This window comes from Gammaproteobacteria bacterium (genome assembly GCA_024235095.1).
Taxonomy (GTDB): Bacteria; Pseudomonadota; Gammaproteobacteria; order Competibacterales; family Competibacteraceae; genus UBA2383.
In genome coordinates, this window is record JACKNC010000001.1 from 472,655 (window position 1) to 491,408 (window position 18,754).

At 59.5% G+C, this 18,754-nt stretch carries 13 protein-coding genes; 9 read left to right on the top strand and 4 right to left on the bottom strand.

The window, feature by feature from the left end; translation table 11 throughout:
• Positions 1-14: 14 nt before the first annotated feature.
• Both H6973_01980 and H6973_01985 read right to left on the bottom strand, forming a co-directional pair.
• On the bottom strand, positions 15-1,532 hold the full coding sequence (locus tag H6973_01980) for a fumarate hydratase (protein MCP5124434.1): 1,518 nt from the start codon (positions 1,530-1,532) through the stop codon (positions 15-17).
• A 308-nt stretch (positions 1,533-1,840) separates the two neighbouring features.
• Positions 1,841-2,524 carry an alpha/beta fold hydrolase gene (locus tag H6973_01985; GenBank protein ID MCP5124435.1) on the bottom strand — a complete coding sequence of 228 codons (684 nt, stop codon included), beginning with the start codon at positions 2,522-2,524 and terminating at the stop codon, positions 1,841-1,843.
• 143 nt (positions 2,525-2,667) lie between these two features.
• Between H6973_01985 and H6973_01990 the strand changes: the two genes are divergently transcribed.
• From H6973_01990 to H6973_02030, 9 genes are all read left to right on the top strand, one after another.
• Positions 2,668-2,805, top strand: coding sequence for a lipoprotein (locus H6973_01990; GenBank protein MCP5124436.1), 138 nt, complete (start codon positions 2,668-2,670; stop codon positions 2,803-2,805).
• Positions 2,806-2,807: 2 nt separating this feature from the next.
• Entirely contained in the window at positions 2,808-4,055 is a 1,248-nt protein-coding gene (lysA, locus tag H6973_01995) for a diaminopimelate decarboxylase (protein MCP5124437.1), read from the top strand.
• A 74-nt stretch (positions 4,056-4,129) separates the two neighbouring features.
• On the top strand, positions 4,130-5,449 hold the full coding sequence (locus H6973_02000; GenBank protein MCP5124438.1) for a hypothetical protein: 1,320 nt from the start codon (positions 4,130-4,132) through the stop codon (positions 5,447-5,449).
• Between the two features lie 49 nt (positions 5,450-5,498).
• Entirely contained in the window at positions 5,499-7,046 is a 1,548-nt protein-coding gene (locus tag H6973_02005; GenBank protein MCP5124439.1) for a GNAT family N-acetyltransferase, read from the top strand.
• Positions 7,047-7,238: 192 nt separating this feature from the next.
• Positions 7,239-9,176 (top strand): acetate--CoA ligase, encoded by a 1,938-nt coding sequence (gene acs, locus H6973_02010; GenBank protein MCP5124440.1) that lies wholly within the window; start codon positions 7,239-7,241, stop codon positions 9,174-9,176.
• A 98-nt stretch (positions 9,177-9,274) separates the two neighbouring features.
• Complete coding sequence (locus H6973_02015; GenBank protein ID MCP5124441.1) at positions 9,275-10,603, top strand: SWIM zinc finger family protein; 1,329 nt, start codon at positions 9,275-9,277, stop codon at positions 10,601-10,603.
• 13 nt (positions 10,604-10,616) lie between these two features.
• Complete coding sequence (locus H6973_02020) at positions 10,617-12,113, top strand: hypothetical protein (GenBank protein ID MCP5124442.1); 1,497 nt, start codon at positions 10,617-10,619, stop codon at positions 12,111-12,113.
• Positions 12,114-12,139: 26 nt separating this feature from the next.
• Positions 12,140-13,219, top strand: a complete 1,080-nt coding sequence (locus H6973_02025) for an AAA family ATPase (GenBank protein ID MCP5124443.1) — start codon at positions 12,140-12,142, stop codon at positions 13,217-13,219.
• An 11-nt stretch (positions 13,220-13,230) separates the two neighbouring features.
• Positions 13,231-15,537 carry a hypothetical protein gene (locus H6973_02030; GenBank protein MCP5124444.1) on the top strand — a complete coding sequence of 769 codons (2,307 nt, stop codon included), beginning with the start codon at positions 13,231-13,233 and terminating at the stop codon, positions 15,535-15,537.
• Positions 15,538-15,708: 171 nt separating this feature from the next.
• Here H6973_02030 and H6973_02035 read toward each other — a convergent pair whose 3' ends face one another.
• A complete protein-coding gene (locus H6973_02035) occupies positions 15,709-18,375 on the bottom strand; it encodes a molybdopterin-dependent oxidoreductase (protein MCP5124445.1) in 2,667 nt (888 codons plus the stop codon).
• Positions 18,376-18,391: 16 nt separating this feature from the next.
• Positions 18,392-18,742, bottom strand: a complete 351-nt coding sequence (gene nirD / locus H6973_02040; protein MCP5124446.1) for a nitrite reductase small subunit NirD — start codon at positions 18,740-18,742, stop codon at positions 18,392-18,394.
• Between the last annotated feature and the right edge of the window lie 12 nt (positions 18,743-18,754).

Here is an 18,754-nt window from a genome sequence, read left to right on the forward strand (position 1 = left end):
TTACCGTCCCTTCATCAAGCCGCTTCCACCACTGGTAGCTTCCCGATCTTCATCCGCCATTCCTTCGGCCCGGTTTGATGAACGCTACTGCCCTGAGCATCGACGGCCACGGTGACCGGCATGTCCTTGACCTCGAATTCATAGATCGCTTCCATGCCCAGATCCTCGAAAGCCATTACCTTGGACGCCTTGATCGCTTTGGACACCAGATAAGCCGCGCCACCGACCGCCATCAGATAAACCGCTTTATTATCCTTGATCGCGTCAATCGCGATTTGACCGCGCTCGGATTTGCCGACCATGCCCAACAAGCCGGTCTGCTCCAGCATTTGTCGGGTGAACTTGTCCATGCGGGTCGCCGTCGTCGGGCCAGCGGGACCGACGACTTCATCGCGCACCGGATCGACCGGACCGACGTAATAAATAAACCGGTTAGTGAAATCCACCGGCAGCTTCTCGCCCCGGTTAAGCATATCGGTCATGCGCTTATGGGCGGCGTCACGACCGGTCAGCAACTTGCCATTCAGCAGCAATACTTCGCCGGGCTTCCAGGACGCTACGTCCTCGCGAGTGACTTCGGACAGTTCGATCCGGCGGGCGTTGGTCGGCGCATAGGTCAGCTTCGGCCAGTCCTCCAGACTCGGTGGCTCCAGTTTGGCCGGGCCGCTGCCGTCCAGGTGGAAATGCACATGGCGGGTTGCGGCGCAGTTCGGCACCAGAGCGATGGGCAGGTTGGCGGCATGGGTCGGGTAATCGAGCACCTTGACATCGAGAACCGTGGTCAAACCGCCCAGACCTTGCGCGCCAATACCGAGCGCGTTCACCTTCTCATACAGTTCGATGCGCAGCTCCTCGGCGCGATTTTTTGGTCCACGGGCAATCAATTCCTGAATGTCGACCGGCGCCATCAGCGATTCCTTCGCCAACAGCAACGCTTTTTCCGGCGTACCGCCAATGCCGACGCCCAGAATACCCGGCGGACACCAACCGGCGCCCATGGTCGGTACGGTTTTCAACACCCAATCGACCAGATCATCCGATGGATTCAGCATGGCGAACTTGGATTTAGCTTCCGAACCACCGCCTTTAGCTGCACAAATGACCTCGACATGGTGGCCAGAGACGATTTCGTAATGGACGACAGCCGGCGTATTATCCTTGCTGTTTTGGCGTTTACCGGCGGGATCGAGCAATACCGAAGCGCGCAGCTTGTTATCCGGGTCCAGATAGGCGCGGCGTACGCCTTCGTTGACCATCTCCTGTACGCTCATTGTTGCATCCCAACGCACTTCCATTCCCACTTTCAGGAACACCAGCGCGATACCGGTGTCCTGACAGATCGGGCGATGGCCCTCGGCGCACATCCGCGAATTGATCAAAATCTGGGCAATGGCGTCCTTGGCGGCTGGACTTTCTTCACGCTCATAAGCGGCCGCCAGCGCTTTGATATAGTCTACTGGATGATAGTAACTGATGTACTGGAAGGCGTCAGCAATCGACTGAATGAAATCGTCCTGGCGAATAGTCGTCATGTCATGCTCCCACAGGCGAGTGAAATCCTCTTAGCGAATAGTATTCATACTTGTTCTCTCACGGACAAAAAAGGCGCAAACCGGCGCCTGGAAGCGAGAGTGCGATTAGTTTAACATCCCTGTCTGGATAAGCGTGGCAAGTCCTGAAAATCCGCTTGTATTATAGACTTGCAAAACCCAATCACTTGTTGGCCCTGCGCAAGCATTCATTTGGCGCAAATGCTGAGGGCCAACCGTCCAGCAGCCTGGTTCGATGGAAGCCCAGGCAAGTGGAATTCATGGAGTTTCTTCCTCGATGGTTCGATAGGTCAGGCAGTCGGCGCCGCCAGCACCCGCTTCAACCAGTCGGCGATGTCGCGAATTTCCTGCCAGCACACTTCATGGCCCATACCGTAGTCGCTCCATTCCACGGCATAGCCCAACGCCTTCAGAGCTTCAGCGCTCTGTTGACCATAGCGCATCGGGATCACCGCGTCATAGTCGCCGTGCGCCATGAAGATCGGCGTCGGCTGATTCGCGGGCCGGCGTTCACTGTTCAATTTGCCCACCAGAGGGATATAACACGACAGGGCCAGGATACCGGCCAGTCGATCTGGGTAGCGCAAGCCGGTATGCAGGGCCATCGCGCCACCCTGGGAGAACCCGGCCAGCACGATGCGCTCGGCAGGAACGCCGCGCTGTTTTTCCCGCTCCAGCAGCGCGTAAATCGCGCGCTCCGAGGCATGAACGCCATCTGGGTCTTCCTGGCGTGGTAAATCCATGCTCAGCACGTCATACCAGGCGCGCATCTGCATCCCGTTATTAATCGTCACCGGGCGAATCGGCGCATTGGGGAAGACGAAGCGGACGCCTAGTTCTGCTGGCAGGCGCAATTCGGGGACAATCGGTTCAAAGTCATGCGCGTCGGCGCCCAGGCCATGCATCCAGATCACGCTGGAGCGGACCGGGCCGGTCGGTTCAATCTCAACAGTGGTCAATGCTGGGTCGGTCATGAGTACAGTTCCCGTCTCAGTGAATAAAGAGTTCGCATTAGCCGCAAAGCCTTCCTGCTTGTCAAGCCGCACTCGCGTATGCAAGGCGGGTTATATTCATTCATACTTCCTGCTTTCCGAACCAAGGAATCTACTGCATGCCCATGCCCCGCCCCCTATTCTTCCTAGCCTGCCTACTAGCTACTGCGTTACTTTCCGGCTGTGGCCAGAAAGGCGCTTTGTATCTGCCGGAAAAGCCGCAAGCCCCTGCATCCGAACAGCATCCGCCAGCGAAACCCTGACTATGGATTACTTCGAGTATCGTGATGGCCGGCTGTACGCGGAGGCCGTTCCGGTCGCCGACATCGCCGCCGCCGTCGGCACTCCGTGCTATATCTACTCCCGCGCCACCATTGAACGGCACTGGCGCGCCTTCGATCAGGCGTTTGGAGCGCATCCACATCTGGTGTGCTACGCAGTCAAAGCCAACAGCAATCTGGCGGTGCTGAATGTGCTGGCCCGACTCGGATCGGGGTTCGACATCGTCTCCGGCGGCGAATTGGCGCGGGTGCTGGCGGCGGGCGGCGATCCCGGCAAAATCGTGTTTTCGGGCGTGGGCAAGCGTCGCGACGAGTTGGAGCAGGCGCTACGGGCAGGCATTCGCTGTTTCAATGTCGAATCCGCAGCGGAACTGGAATTGCTGAAAAGAGTTGCGGCGGAACGCGGTCAACGCGCCCCCTTTTCGCTGCGCATCAATCCCGACGTCAACGCCAACACCCATCCTTACATCTCCACCGGACTCAAACAGAATAAATTCGGCATCGATCCCGAGCGGGCGCTGGCTCTCTATGAACAAGCTACCGTTTCGCCACATCTGGAAATCGTTGGCGTGGATTGCCATATTGGTTCGCAACTCACGCAGGTCGCGCCGTTTGTTGATGCCTTGAACCGAGTGCTGGCGTTGGTTGCGCGCCTCGCAGAGCAGGGCATTCGCTTGCGTCACCTCGACCTCGGCGGCGGGTTGGGCATTCGCTATCGTGACGAGGAACCGCCCTTACCCGCCGAACAGGCGGCGGCGCTCATGCAGCGCCTGTGCGGTCAACCCCATGAAATTCTGATCGAACCGGGACGAGCCATTGTGGGCAACGCCGGTATTCTGGTCACCCGGGTGGAATTATTGAAACAGGGCGATGCAAAGAGTTTTGCCGTCGTCGACGCCGCCATGAACGATCTGTTGCGACCGGCGCTCTACTCCGCCTGGCAAGCGATCATCCCGGTTGAACCACGGGCTACTGGCGAATCAAGACGTTATGATGTCGTCGGACCGATTTGCGAAACCGGCGATTTTCTCGGCAAGGATCGAGAATTGAACATCGAAGCGGGTGATTTGCTGGCGGTGCGCTCCGCTGGCGCTTACGGCTTCGCCATGAGTTCCAACTATAATTCCCGACCACGCGCTGCTGAAATCATGGTCGATGGTGAGCAGTTCCACATCGTGCGCCAACGGGAAACCATCGCCGATCTCTATGCCGGCGAATCGGTGCTGGTGTGATGACCCGTACCGGGAGGGACGAAAAATCTCGAAAAATGATTTAAAACAAACTTTTTGCCACCGAGGATAACATCATGCAAGACATCATGCTGTTGGATTGGAATTTGGCGAGTGCGCTACGCTACCAGTCCCCCTACCTACCCAAGCCCGCGCTGCCGGTGCATGTCACGCTGACCGTCCCCAACGAGATCGTCCAGATCATCAGTAACGATCCCCTGCTGCACCAGCAAATGGTGGACGCCTGCCGGCTGCGCCTGTTGGAAGCCGTAACCAAGATCGACAAGGTGCGGGAAGAGACGGACAAGCTGATTAAAAAAGACATGGATGCATTTTTCGAGGAAAACAAGCATAAAGTCAGAATCCTGCGCATGTTGAAACAAAATGTGCCTTTGCCAGATTTTGCCGAAACCTATCAGGAGTTCTTGACCAAGTTCAACAAATTCGAAATAGACCATGCTCTGTACAACGCACAAATCGCCGCTCAGCATCAATGGGAAACCCTAGCGGAACAGCACAAGGAATATAAGAAGTATAAAAAGGATGTGGTCGTCAAGGTTGCGCTGGGCGCCACGGGACTCGGTTTGGCCGGCGCCGGCCTCGCCCTGGCGATACCCACCGGCGGCGCCAGTCTGGCCCTGGCGGTCGTCGTCGCCTGGCGTTCTCTGGTAGATGGTCTTAAGGTGCTAGCCGCGCTCATAAAGGAAGCCGAGACCGTGGGCAAGGAAACCCGAAAACTGCTTGAATCGCTCAAAAATCGCTACGACAATAAAATCAAAGGTAACGTTGCTGTCCAGGAAGTGGCGGCGTCGGTTATCAACTCATTGTTGCAAACGGAAGTTGGCAATATCAGCAAGGCCAAGAGCAAGAACGAGTTGTGGAAGCAAAAGCTGGCGGGCATTCGCACCCGCGCCCACAGCCTCTCCATTCAACTAAACGAATTGCTGGTGAAACAGGATGCGCTGACCGACCTGCTGTTGGCTATGGAGCTGCAAATCGAGGAATTCGCGATTTACTACGGACGCAATCATAAAAACGTGCGCAAAAAGCTCGAGAAGCTCAGAAAGGCCGTCTCGCAAAAAAACACTCTCATACTCAAGGTCAAGCAAATCCTGGACAGCAATAAAATCCCGACCTTTCACCTGCGCGCTGAGGACGGACTCAAAGCGCAGCAACTGGCTGCCCAAGCGCTCGCTGAACTGGAAAACAAAAGCCCCGGCTGGACGCAGAAATTCGATAGCTATTTCGCCCTACTGGTCAATGTTGGCCTAGCCGCCGCCGGCGACACCGTTGGTTTCGTTGGCGCTAAGACCGTAGTGGACTGGGCGCTGACTGGCGCGACGGCGGCCAATGACTTGGCAACCAACATCAAGGATCTCTGCGAAGCCATCGGCTAATGTTTTGATAAACGCCTTATTCGGCCTTTAACCGTCAACCGTTAACCTCATGACTGAACGAACCTCTGAACCGCCTGTTCAACACCGGCTCAAGCTGCGCAATCTGCGCCTGTCGGACTATGACGATGTGCATGACATCATGGAAATCGTTTATCCCAACATGGATGGGGCCTGGAGCCGCGAGCAGTTCGCCTCGCAAATCGCCCGCTTTCCGGAGGGGCAGGTCTGCATCGAGGACAACGGCAAGGTGGTGGCGGCGACCATCAGCCTGATCGTGGATTACGGTCGCTACGGCGACCGTCACACTTACTGGCAAATCATCGGCGACGGTTATCTCACCACCCACGATCCGAACGGCGACACCTTGTACGGCGTTGATATCTTTGTCCATCCCGATTACCGCGACATGCGCCTGGGCCGGCGACTGTATGACGCCCGCAAGGAATTGTGCGAAAAGCTCAATCTGCGCGCTGTTATCGTCGGCGGGCGGATTCCCGGCTATGGCCGTTACGCCCACGACATGACGCCGCAACGGTACGTGGAGCTGGTACGAGCCAAGGAGCTAGTCGATCCCATCCTCACCTTTCAGTTGGCCAACGACTTCCATGTGCGCAAGATCGTGACGGGTTACCTGCCGGATGATGATGAATCCAGAGCCTACGCCGTGCTATTGGAGTGGCTGAATATCTATTACGAGGATAAGGAAATCCTGATCGGCGGCAGCAAATCGGTGGTGCGGATTGGCGTCGTGCAGTGGCAAATGCGCCAGACGGCTTCGCTGGAAGATTTGTTGCAACAGGTTGAATACTTCGTCGATGCGGTAGCCGGCTACAAGACCGATATCGTGTTGTTTCCCGAGTTTTTCAGCGGTCCCCTCATGGCGCTGTTCAATCAGCGCAACGCCGCCGAGGCGGTGCGGCAACTGGCGGAGTACACTGAACCGCTGCGCGAGGCGATCCTGCAGCTCGCGTTGGCCTACAACGTCAATATCATTGCCGGCAGCATGCCGGAATATGTCGGCGGCATCCTGCATAACGCCGCCTATCTGTGCCGACGCGACGGCACCTGGGACAAGCAATCCAAGCTGCATATCACCCCCGACGAACAAGCCTACTGGGGTCTGCAGGGTGGCGATCGACTCCAGGTGTTCGAGACCGATATCGGCAAAATCGGCATCCTGATCTGCTATGACGTCGAATTTCCCGAACTGCCGCGTCTGTTGGCCGATCAGGGGATGCAAATCCTGTTTGTCCCCTTTTGGACCGACACCAAAAATGCCTATTTGCGGGTGCGGCGCTGCGCGCAGGCCCGCGCCATCGAAAATGAATGTTATGTGGTCATCTCCGGCAGCGTAGGCAACCTGCCGAGAGTGGAAAACATGGATATCCAGTATTCCCAGGCGGCGGTGTTTACTCCCTCCGACTTCGCCTTTCCTCACGACGCCATTGCCGCCGAGGCGACGCCGAATACCGAGACGCTGCTCATCGTTGACCTGGACCTGGACAATCTCAAGGAACTGCGCGTGCATGGCAGTGTGCGTAACTTTCGTGACCGACGGATGGATCTTTACAAGATCGCCTGGACTGGTCGAGGCTAAAAATAACGCTAATCCATCGACTTGCGAGCTTGTACCCAAGATCACAACCGGATGGATTGACGAAAGCCGTTCACGTTCTAGACTTAACTCGCAAGTTCCTGAACCGGACCAGCGTCAAACGCCTTCAAGCGGCTGATCTGCCTCTGGCCACGGATATGACAATTCTATGTCCACCTAAGGAGAAACCCTGCAATGTCCGATGTCAAAATTTACCCAGTGCCTGCCGAAGTCGCCGCCCACGCCTGGATTAACAATGATCAATACCTGGAAATGTATAAGCGTTCGGTTGATGATCCCGAGGGCTTCTGGGCGGAGCAGGCGAATCAATTCGTGACCTGGTTCAAGCCCTGGGACAAGGTGCTGGACTGGGATTTCACCAAGGGCCACATTCACTGGTTCGGGGGCGCCGAACTCAATGTCAGTTATAACTGCCTGGATCGTCATCTGGACACGCGCGGCGATCAGGTCGCCATCATCTGGGAAGGCGACAGCCCGAATGAGGACAAAAAAGTCACTTATCGGGAATTGCACCAGGACGTTTGCAAATTCGCCAATGCCTTGAAGAGCCTGGGCGTCAAACGAGGCGATCGAGTGTGCATCTACATGCCCATGATCCCGGAAACCGCCGTCGCCATGCTGGCCTGCACCCGAATCGGCGCTATTCACTCTATCGTCTTTGGCGGCTTTTCGCCTGACTCGTTGAAGGACCGGATTAGCGACGCCGAGTGCAACGTAGTGATCACCTCCGACGAGGGTCTGCGCGGCGGACGCCAGGTGCCGATGAAAGCCAATGCTGACAAGGCGTTGCAAAGCACGCCCAGCGTCCAGAAAATGGTGGTGGTCAAGCGCACCGGCGGTAATGTCTCCTGGGTGGAGGGCCGTGACGTGTGGTATCACGACGTCATGGCCACAGCTTCCGCAGACTGTCCGCCGGAGCACATGGGGGCTGAAGACCCCTTGTTCATCCTCTACACCTCCGGTTCGACCGGCAAGCCCAAGGGCGTGCTGCACACCACCGGCGGCTATCTGTTGCACACCGCCATCACCCACAAGTACATCTTCGATTATCACGACGGCGATATCTACTGGTGCACTGCTGACGTCGGCTGGGTCACCGGGCACTCCTACATCGTTTACGGTCCGCTGGCTAATGGGGCGACCTCGGTCATGTTCGAAGGCGTGCCGACCTATCCAGACGCGGGCCGATTCTGGCAGGTGGTCGACAAGCATCAGGTCAACATCTTCTACACGGCCCCGACCGCGATCCGCTCACTGATGCGCGAAGGCGAAGGGCCGGTCAAGGCTACGTCGCGCAAGAGCTTGCGGCTCCTGGGTTCCGTGGGTGAACCGATTAATCCCGAGGCCTGGGAGTGGTATTATCACAATGTAGGCGACGGTCGCTGCCCGATTGTCGATACCTGGTGGCAGACCGAGACGGGCGGCATTCTGATCACACCGCTGCCGGGCGCTACGGCGCTGAAGCCCGGCTCCGCGACCCGCCCATTCTTTGGCGTTTGCCCTGCGTTGGTTGATGCCGAAGGTCAATTCCTGGAAGGCGCAACGGATGGCAATCTGGTGATCACCCATCCCTGGCCGGGCATGATGCGCACCGTGTATGGCGACCATCAGCGCTTCATCGATACCTACTTTGCGATGTACAAGGGTCTGTACTTTACCGGCGACGGCGCACGGCGCGATGAAGACGGCTACTACTGGATCACTGGGCGGGTAGACGACGTCATCAACGTCTCCGGCCACCGCATGGGCACTGCCGAGGTCGAGTCAGCGCTGGTGCTGCATCCGGCGGTCGCTGAAGCCGCGGTGGTTGGTTTCCCGCATGATATCAAGGGCCAGGGCATCTACGCCTATGTCACCCTGAAGATGGGCGTGACCCCGACCGAGGAATTGCGCAAGGAACTTATCGCGCACGTCCGCAAGGAAATCGGGCCTATCGCTTCTCCTGATGCGCTGCAATGGGCGCCCGGTCTGCCCAAGACCCGCTCCGGCAAGATCATGCGCCGCATTCTGCGCAAGATCGCAGCCAATGAAGTAGATGCGCTGGGCGATACCTCCACTCTGGCGGATCCGAATGTCGTCACCGATCTGGTGGATAACCGGGCGGTGAAGTGATGACCTGAGGTTGGGCTGAGAGTACGCAGCCCAATCAATCAGTAAAATGTAGCGCGGTTCAAGGGCGGATGCCCTGAACCGCGCTACCTTGTCCCGTCATGTTTGCATTAACCACTGAACAGATTATCACGTTTGCCCCCGACGACGCTTCCGTGAAAGCCGCTCGCGGTCTAGCGCGGCCCGGCAAATGGGCGGCGCTTGGTCAGAACAATCGCGCCCTGTGGGGCGAATGCAAGGGCAGCGCGCTTTATCAGGTCTGCGTTGACCCAGATGAACCCGCCTTCAAATGCACCTGCCCGAGTCGCAAATTTCCCTGTAAACACGCCCTGGGTTTGCTGCTCATGGCGTCCGGTCAGCCCGAAACGGTGCAACCGGGCGAACCGCCGGACTGGCTCAATGAATGGCTGGCCAAGCGTGAGCAAAGCGCCAAACGCAAGGCGGCGCGAGCCAGCCCTGATGCTGATCTCGATCCTGAACAACAAGCTAAACGGGCTGCCGCTAAGGATAAACGCACGACAGAACGGCAGCGCAAGGTGGATGCGGGACTGGAGGAACTGGAACGTTGGCTGCGCGATCTCGCGCGGCAGGGACTGGCGCACGTTCAACAACAACCAGCCCGTTACTGGGATGGCATGGCGGCGCGGTTGGTCGATGCCCAGGCCCCGGGGTTGGCTCGCTGGCTACGAAACATGGCCAGTATCCCTTCGAGTGGCGAAGGCTGGAGCGAACGTCTGCTGGCGGAACTGGGTTCTCTATATTTACTGCTGGAAGGCTATCGACGCCTGGAAAGTTTGCCGGAACCTTTGCAAGCGGATATTCGCTCGCGCATCGGCTGGAACTGGCAGGAAAGCGATTTACCTGCGGACGCCTGGGTGCGCGACTGCTGGCTGATGATCGGCCAGCGCAGCTATGAAGAAGAGCAACTGCGCGTGCGGCGTGCCTGGCTCTGGGGGCGGGAATGCGGACGACTGGCTCTGGCGCTGGATTTTGCGTATCAAAATCAGCCGATGCCGCCTATCGCCGCGCCGGGAACCTGGATTGAGGCGGAACTGGGCTTTTTCCCCAGCCATTGCCCGCAGCGCGCCCTGTTGCGCAACCCGGTACTAATCGAGGCACAAGGCAAGCCGCCAGCATTGGCCGATGGCGCGGCTCTGCTGGAAGCCTATTCCGCAGCGCTCGCACAACAGCCGTGGCTGAGCATTTTGCCGGCGGTGTTGGCGGATATGATGCCGGTGCGAGGCGATGCCGATCACTGGTGGCTGCGTGATCAGGCAGCGAACCGGCTGCCGGTGAATCCGGGATTCAGCGAGGGCTGGCGTTTGCTGGCGCTGGGTGGCGGAATGCCGCTGACCGTGTTTGGCGAATGGAATGGGGAACAACTCTGGCCGCTGGGCGCCTGGACGGAAAAACGGTTCGCAGCATTCTGAAGGGGATTCATGCATGGCATGGCAGGAACTGGCGACGTGCGCCCTGCTGGGTACTGAGCGACAAGCGCCGCAGTTGACCGCGGGCGAGAGTGCGCTGGGCGATTTGTTGATCCGCCTGGATGGCGAAGATCGGGAAGACACATTGTTGCGCGCGGCGGGGACGCTGGCGCTGTGGCGGCGAGCAGGCCAGAAACTCGCGTCTGACCCGCGACCGTTGTCACCGCCCTGCCCACCGGACGAAATACCCGTCTGCGGCGCCCGGGCCAGCGAACATCTGACGCTGATGCTGCAAGGCCATTACGTAGAACTGCTGCCTGAGTGGTTGATGTTGTTGCGCGAGACCGGGCGGCGGGTTCCCGAGGAATACCTGCCTGCACTGCTAGACGCCGGCGCGAAACAGGCGGAACTGCGCCCGGCTCTGTTACCGGTATTGGGGCAACGCGGCCGCTGGCTGGCCCAGCAGCAGACGGCCTGGAGCTTTGCCGTCGAAATCGATGATGAACATCTCTGGCAGACCGGCCAATTTGAGGAACGCCTGGCGCTGCTGCGGCAATTGCGCGCGACGCAGCCGGAGCGCGCCCTGGAATTGCTGATGGCTACCTGGAAAGACGAACCGGTCCGCCACCGCAAGCCGTTTCTCCAGGTTCTAGCCGATGGGTTAAGCATGGCCGACGAGCCGTTTCTGGAAACAGTGTTGGATGATCGCAACGCGGAAATTGCCCGGATCACTGCTGACCTGCTGGCCCGTTTGCCGGAATCGCGACTGGCGCAGCGACTGACCGCACAGGCATTGGCGCTACTGCGATTAGTCCCCGGTAAACGCGACCGATTGGATGTTTCGCTGCCCGACGATGACACTGCCCTAGCGCGGGACGGTATCACCGGTTCACCGCCCGCGGCTTCCGTCAAATTGGGCGAAAAGGCATGGCGTCTGAGCCAGATTATCGGCGCGATTCCACCTACGACCTGGCAACAGGAATGGCAACGCACCCCAGCGCAAATCCTAGCCGCCAGCCACGATAATGAATGGCGCAAGGCGCTGCTGGAAGGCTGGGCGCGGGCGGCGGAACGGCATCGCGATCCCGACTGGGCCGAGGCGCTGTTGCCGATCTATTCCGACCATGCGACCTTGACGGCGGCGCTGGCCGCGGCACTGCCGCCGGAACGTCTTGAAGCCTACTTGCTCAATCTGATGAATGAAACTTCGTCGGGCGGCCGGGCGACCGCGTTGGTGGTGCTCAGTCACGTCGAGCGACCCTGGAGCGTCGCGCTGGCCCGGGCGATGCTGGAGCAGGTGCGTCAGCGTATCCGCGAGGACAAACAACCGGATTGGTGGCTGGCCAGCGCATTGCGCGGTTTCGCCCGCTGGATTCCGCCGGAATTGAGCGGGGAAGCGGCGGCAAATTGGCCGAGAGAGGCGAAACAATGGCGTCAATGGGAAAAGGCGGTCGAGGATTGTCTTGATCAGCTACGCTTCCGGCGGAAGATGCGCGAGGCTATTGCAGAATAGAATCTATTCCACCGAGACTTTGAACTATGAGCACCTTACTACGCGAACATGCGGAGCAACAATTTGCCGAGGAACTGCATGTTCTGGCCGAAACCGACCGGCGTCCCCGTCCGCCGAACTGGCATCGCTCACCCCAGGCGGTGGCGACCTACCTGCTGGGCGGCGCGCTGGATAACGGCTTCACCATCACCCCCAAATACATCGGCAACCCGCGCTTGATGGAAATCGCTATCGCCACGTTGGCCACCGATCGCGCCCTGTTGCTGCTCGGTGTGCCGGGCACCGCCAAAACCTGGGTATCGGAGCATCTGGCGGCGGCGATTTCCGGCGATTCCACCGCCCTGGTGCAAGGCACTGCCGGCACCAGCGAAGAGGCCATTCGCTACGGCTGGAACTATGCGCGACTACTTGCCGAAGGACCCTCGCCAGCAGCGCTGGTCGCCGGTCCCGTGATGCGCGCCATGCAAACCGGCTGTATCGCTCGGGTCGAGGAACTGACGCGCATTCCCGCCGACGTGCAGGATTCGCTCATCACCATCCTGTCCGAAAAAACCCTGCCGATCCCGGAACTGGATACCGAAGTGCAGGCGATCAAGGGTTTCAACATCATCGCCACCGCCAACGACCGCGACCGGGGCGTCAATGAACTGTCCAGCGCGCTGAAACGCCGCTTCAATACGGTCGTGTTGCCGACGCCGGACACGTTGGAAGAAGAAGTCAGAATTGTTCAGCAACGAGTGACCGCTCTGGGCCGGGCGCTGGAGTTGCCCGCTGAACCACCGGCGCTGGAGGAAATTCGCCGTCTGGTGACCATCTTCCGGGAGTTGCGCGCCGGGGTGACGCTCGATGGCAAGGCCAAAATCAAGTCGCCCAGTGGTACCTTGAGTGTCGCTGAAGCGATTTCCGTGCTCAATAACGGGTTGGCGCTGGCCGCACATTTCGGCGACGGACGTTTGCAAGCCGGCGATCTGGCCTCCAGCCTGGTGGGCGCAGTAGTGAAAGACCCGGTGCAGGACGCGATTGTCTGGCGTGAATACTTGGAAACCATCGTCAAGGAACGCGACGGCTGGAAGGATCTGTACCGCGCCTGCCGCGATGTTTCGTGAGTCAGCCGGTCATGAGCGATCTTCTTCTGCTCGGCATTCGCCATCACGGTCCCGGCTCGGCGCGTAGTGTATTGAAAGCGTTGACCGAGTGGCAACCGGACCTGATCCTGGTTGAAGGACCGCCGGACGCTCAGGATTTATTGCCGCTGGCTGCGGATCCCAGCATGAAACCGCCGGTGGCCTTGCTGATCTACGATCCCGCCGAACCGCGCCGCGCCGTTTATTATCCGTTCGCCGAATTTTCCCCGGAATGGCAGGCCATTCAGTACGGACTGCGTCGCCAGACGCCGGTGCGCTTCATGGATTTGCCGCAAGCGATCCGCATGGTGCTGGATATTGAAGCAGAGACGGTGGCGGAGCCTACCGGACCGATGGATGAGGCCACTACTGAAACGGAAGATATTGAGTCGCAACATACTGAAGACGAGGCGCAGGACGAGGATGGAGATGGCAATGAGGATTCCATCCTCCCCGACATCCGCCGCGACCCGCTGCGCTGGGTCGCCGAGACGGCGGGTTATGGCGATAGCGAACGCTGGTGGGAACACTTGGTCGAGCAACGCCAGGACAGCAGCGAACTGTTCCAGGCCATTCAAGAACTCATGTCCGCTCTGCGCGCGGAAGCCGACACGCAATCGCCATCGAGCGAGTTGGAGCAACAGCGGGAAGCCGCGATGCGCAGCCACTTACGGGCTGCGCGCAAGGAAGGCTTTGCACGCATTGCCGTAGTCTGCGGCGCATGGCATGTTCCCGCCCTCGCCGAACTGCCCCCGGCGCGCGAGGATACCACCCGCCTCAAGGGGCTGCCCAAGCGCAAGCTGGCCGCGACCTGGGTGCCCTGGACGTATGGCCGGCTGACTTATGCCAGCGGTTACGGGGCTGGCATCGAAGCACCAGGGTTCTACCAACATCTCTGGGAAAATGCTGGGGAACCGACCATTCACTGGTTGGCGCAGGTGGCGCAACTCCTGCGTGAGCGTGATCTGGCGGCTTCCACCGCCAGCGTGATCGAAGCGGCGCGACTGGCCGACGCTCTGGCCGCCCTGCGCGAGCGTCCGCGACCCACACAGGAAGAATTAAACGAGGCCACGCTCTCTGTACTCTGTCATGGCGATGTCACCCCCCTCCGCCTGATTGAAGAACAGCTACTGATTGGAGAACGCCTGGGCGAAGTGCCGGACAGCACGCCGATGCTGCCCTTGCAACAGGATTTGCAGCGCCTTCAAAAGCGTTTGCGGCTGCCACCGGAAGCCGGTCAGCGCGTGCTGGAACTCGATCTGCGCAAACCGAACGATCTGGAGCGCAGTCAGCTTCTGCATCGACTTAATCTGTTGAACATTCCCTGGGGCCAAATCGAACGGGCCAGTGGCAAGGGCACCTTCAAGGAAAATTGGCGCTTGCAATGGCAGCCCGAGTTGGCAGTGGCGGTCATCGAAGCGAATTTGTGGGGCAGCACTATCCTGGCCGCCGCGACCGCTCGGGCCTGTGATCGCGCGCGGAATACCGATCAATTAAGCCCGTTGACGGAACTGGTTGAGCAAACCCTGCTGGCGGAATTGCCCGAAGCCATCGGCGAGGTCATGGATCGGTTGCAAAACGTCGCCGCCTTGACTAGCGACATCCCGCACTTGATGGACAGCTTGCCGCCACTGGCGCGCATTCTGCGTTATGGCAATGTTCGCCAGACCGATGCGGGGCTGGTCGGACACGTCGTAGACGGCCTGGTGACGCGCATTGCCATTGGCTTGCCGGCGGCGTGCAGTGCGCTGGATGACGAAGCAGCGGAAGAAATGTTTGGCCGGGTGCGGGCAATGCAGGACGCCATCAGCGTGTTACAAGACCCCGAACAGACCGAGATCTGGCGAGCGGCGTTGGCAAAGCTGGTGGATCAGGCTAACCTGCATGGATTGCTGGCCGGATACGCCTGCCGCGTGCTATTCGAGCAGGACGTTTTGTCCACGCCGGAAACCGCGCGGCGGATGGGGCTGACCCTGTCGCTGGCCGGCGAACCGGCGCGGGCGGCGGCGTGGCTGGAGGGTTTCCTGCACGGCAGCGGCCAATTATTGCTGCATCATGCGGCGCTGTGGGACATTCTGGACGGCTGGGTCAGTAACTTGTCAGGAGAAGCATTTGTGCCGCTGTTGCCGTTGCTACGCCGCACCTTCGCCCGTTTCCCGGCCCCAGAGCGGCGGCAAATGGGCGAGCGCGTCAAGCGCGGGAGTTCCAGACACGCGCCGACTCCAACCGAAATGGACGTGGATGTGGCGCGGGCGGATCGAGTGTTGCCGATTCTTGCCCAAGTGCTCGGGCTAGCTTAGAGGCGTTTCCACGAGTTTTTCCGCTGTTAGAAAAAAGACAGTATCTAATTTATTAATTAGATACTTATAAAAAATTTGTGGTGCTTCGTTCGCAACATGCAAAGAATTTCTCCATGACCTCACTTGTTCAAAAAAGAGAACCCATGATTCAGAACTGCTCAACAAACAGTATCAAGTTTGGGCAATCAGTTGCCGCAACTCGGGCACACAGGAGCCGCAGTTGGTGCCTGCTTTCAGCGCGGCGCCAATCGCTTGCGGCGTAGTCAATTGCTGTGCACGAATTGCAGTAGTTAATGTGTTCAACCCAACTCCGAAACAGGCGCAGACGATGCGGCCTTGATCGCGCTGGCCCTGGCCCGGTCGGCCTGCCAGCAAGCTGGCGCGTTGGGCGGAATCGAGATTCTGAACAGCAAATAGCCCGGCCAGCCAGCCGCGTAGCGGCAGTTCATGGCTAGGGGCGACAAACAGGCAAGCTTGCAACCGGCCATCGACCAGCACCGCGCCTCGATAGCGGCCCGCACTGGGGTCAGCGAACTCCAGCCATTCCCAACTTGGGTCATCGCCGAGCAGGCCGCGCGCCCAGGTCGGCCAATGCTCGACCACCATTTCCCCCGCCAATTCGTAGCGCCAACAGTCACGGTCACGGATACTGACCCGGTATTCAACATCAGGAGGAGGCATTGCTTGGCGGCAAAGCAGAAACCCGTGCCAGCAGGGACGATAGGCTTGGACGCGCACCGGCGTATGCTTGGATTCAGGCTGGCCGGATAGCGGGTCGACAGCGGGATTTACAGCCGCATTGATCCGCCCGCGCGGCGCCAGCGGCGAACCCCAATGCATGGGGACAAAAACGCTGCCGGGTTGTTGCTCTGGACTGGTGCGCACCCGGACAATCATTTCACCCCAGCGGCTATGGACGCGCGCCAGGGTATTTTCGCTGACGCCGCAGGCCAGCGCATCCGCCGGATGAATCTCCAGATAGGGTTCTGGGATGTGGCTGGTCAACCGAGCGGTCTTACCGGTGCGGGTCATCGTGTGCCATTGATCGCGAATTCGCCCGCTGTTGAGTACCAACGGGAAGCTGTCATTCACGGTATGCGCTGGTCCGCGCGGGCCGACCGCGATGCAGCAGGCTTTGCGATCGGCGGTGAAGAATCCGCCAGCCCCGAACAGACGGGCCGCGCCTGCCGTCGCGCTGCGCGGCAACGGCCACTGCACCGGTTGCAGGGCGTCGTAATCTGCATCGGCTAATTCGGCGAGCGCGGAGATATCGAAGTCGCGGTGGCCCACTTCATTCTCAAACCCCGACAGAGCCGCATGTTCACGGAAAATGGCCGCCGGCGATTCAAAAGGAAACAGCGCGCCGAATCCCAGCCGCCGGGCAACTTGCGTGACCGCCCACCAATCAGGTTGCGCCTCGCCAGGCGGCGGCAGAAAGACCCGTTGGCGAGAAATCCGCCGCTCGGAATTGGTCACCGTGCCCTCTTTTTCGCCCCAGGTCAACGCGGGTAGTTTGATGTGCGCCAAACGTACTGTGTCCGTATCCGCAACGGCATCGGACACAACGACCAGTGGGCAGCACTGTAAGGCTTCACGCGCGCTGTCGGCGTCAGGCAGGCTCACGACAGGATTGGTGCCCATGATCCAGAGAGCCTTGATACGCCCGTCAGCAACCGCCTGAAACAACTCAACCGCTTTCAAACCGGGACGATGGGCGATGACCGGCGCTTGCCAGAAACGCTGCACCCGCTCCACATCATCCGGCGCAAAGTCCATGTGTGCGGCCAATTGATTGGCCAAACCGCCGACTTCGCGCCCGCCCATCGCATTCGGCTGGCCGGTGACCGAGAATGGCCCCATGCCTGGTTGACCGATGCGGCCCGTGGCCAGATGGCAGTTGAGGATGACGTTGACTTTATCGCTGCCGTGTGCGGACTGGTTGACGCCTTGTGAGTAAACAGTCACCACCTTTCGGGTACGTCCCCACAATCCATAGAATTCGGCAATCTCGCTTTCCGGCAAACCGGTTTGGGCAGCCACCGCAGGGACATTGGGCGCAACCTCGCGCGCCGCCTGGTACGCAGACCAGAAACCAGCGACATGTTGATCCAGAAATTCCGGGTTGAGCTGGTCCTGCTGATGAAGATGCACCAGTAACCCGTTGAACAGCGCCGTATCAGAACCGGGTTTGAGGGGCAAATGCGTCTCAGCTGCGTCGCAGGTCGTAGTGCGGCGCGGGTCGATCACCACCAGCTTGGGCTTGCCGCCGCGCCGCTCGCGTGCGGCGAGAATGCGTTGATACAACACCGGATGGCACCAGGCGAGATTGGAGCCAACCAGGACGATCAGATCCGCTTCCTCCAGGTCTTCGTAGCAACCGGGCACCGTGTCCGAACCGAAGGCGCGTTTGTGTCCCGCCACTGACGAGGACATGCACAATCGCGAATTGGTGTCGATATTGGCGCTGCCGATGCCGCCTTTCATCAACTTGTTGGCAACGTAGTAATCTTCGGTCAGCAATTGCCCAGAGACGTAGAAGGCCACGGCATCGGGGCCATGTTCTTCCACCGTGCGGCGAAACCCCTCGGCAACCGCATTCAATGCTTCATCCCATGAGGCGCGCTGCCCGGCGATTTCGGGGTACAGCAGGCGATCATCCAGACTCAGCGTTTCGCCCAGCGCCGCGCCCTTCGAGCAGAGCCGTCCGTAATTGGCCGGATGCGTCTCATCACCTGCGACTTGCGCGCTACCGTCAGCATTAATGGCAACCTTGACGCCACAACCCACGCCGCAATAGGGACAGGTTGTGCGCACGGTTTCGCCAGAACTGTTCGTCACCCTGCTCTCCTGTCATTCAAGCGGTTGCAGGAACAGCCGTTGACAGGCTGACTACGTTGTTCAACCCTAGCCAGAGCCGCCCGTTGTCCAAGCGCACCGGGTAGCGGGTGGCGCAACCCTCATCCGGCGCGACCGCCTGACCGCTTTCCAGTTCCAGCACCCAATTATGCAGTGGGCAGGTGATGCGGTGACCGTGGACGATGCCCTGCGACAGCGGGCCGCCCTTGTGCGGGCAACGGTCGCGCAGAGCGAATACCTGATCGTCCGCCGCGCGAAAAACCGCCACATTGCCGTGCGGCGTATGGACCACGCGCGAACCCAGACGGGGAATGTCGTCCAACGCGCCGATTTCGTGCCAGTCATGCATGATATGGATCTC

Bases quoted from the DNA above. Each gene is read 5' to 3' on its own strand.
- H6973_02030 (MCP5124444.1), top strand. From the start codon at position 13,231: ATGAGCGATCTTCTTCTGCTCGGCATTCGCCATCACGGTCCCGGCTCG.
- H6973_01990 (MCP5124436.1), top strand. From the start codon at position 2,668: ATGCCCCGCCCCCTATTCTTCCTAGCCTGCCTACTAGCTACTGCGTTA.
- H6973_01980 (MCP5124434.1), bottom strand. From the start codon at position 1,532: ATGACGACTATTCGCCAGGACGATTTCATTCAGTCGATTGCTGACGCC.
- H6973_02020 (MCP5124442.1), top strand. From the start codon at position 10,617: ATGGCATGGCAGGAACTGGCGACGTGCGCCCTGCTGGGTACTGAGCGA.
- H6973_02005 (MCP5124439.1), top strand. From the start codon at position 5,499: ATGACTGAACGAACCTCTGAACCGCCTGTTCAACACCGGCTCAAGCTG.
- H6973_02025 (MCP5124443.1), top strand. From the start codon at position 12,140: ATGAGCACCTTACTACGCGAACATGCGGAGCAACAATTTGCCGAGGAA.
- H6973_02000 (MCP5124438.1), top strand. From the start codon at position 4,130: ATGCAAGACATCATGCTGTTGGATTGGAATTTGGCGAGTGCGCTACGC.
- H6973_02015 (MCP5124441.1), top strand. From the start codon at position 9,275: ATGTTTGCATTAACCACTGAACAGATTATCACGTTTGCCCCCGACGAC.
- acs (MCP5124440.1), top strand. From the start codon at position 7,239: ATGTCCGATGTCAAAATTTACCCAGTGCCTGCCGAAGTCGCCGCCCAC.
- nirD (MCP5124446.1), bottom strand. From the start codon at position 18,742: ATGCATGACTGGCACGAAATCGGCGCGTTGGACGACATTCCCCGTCTG.
- lysA (MCP5124437.1), top strand. From the start codon at position 2,808: ATGGATTACTTCGAGTATCGTGATGGCCGGCTGTACGCGGAGGCCGTT.
- H6973_01985 (MCP5124435.1), bottom strand. From the start codon at position 2,524: ATGACCGACCCAGCATTGACCACTGTTGAGATTGAACCGACCGGCCCG.